This window comes from Duganella levis (assembly GCF_009857605.1).
Classification (GTDB): Bacteria; Pseudomonadota; Gammaproteobacteria; order Burkholderiales; family Burkholderiaceae_D; genus Rugamonas; species Rugamonas levis.
This window is the reverse complement of record NZ_WWCT01000104.1, coordinates 1-251: the sequence shown is the minus strand read 5'-3', so window position 1 is coordinate 251 and position 251 is coordinate 1. Positions and strand designations below refer to the sequence as shown.

The window sequence follows — 251 nt, the reverse complement described above, 5'->3', positions numbered from 1 at the left end:
GACGTTGATAGGTCAGGTGTGGAAGTGCAGTAATGCATTAAGCTAACTGATACTAATTGCCCGTACGGCTTGTCCCTATAACCTTGACGGTTATGCGCATTTACTCTGATGATGAGTGGTGCTACCCAACACAAAACTTTACTTCTCCCAGATTCGCTGTGGCGCCCAATTGGCGGCGCCAGAGCACACAAGTCAAAGCTTGATGACCATAGTAAGTCGGTCCCACCCCTTCCCATCCCGAACAGGACCGT

At 50.2% G+C, this 251-nt stretch carries 1 rRNA gene; it reads left to right on the top strand.

Annotation, left to right across the window (positions count from 1 at the left end):
- Window positions 1-77 (top strand): 23S ribosomal RNA (locus GTP69_RS31000); the annotation flags it as partial.
- Window positions 78-251 lie beyond the last annotated feature (174 nt).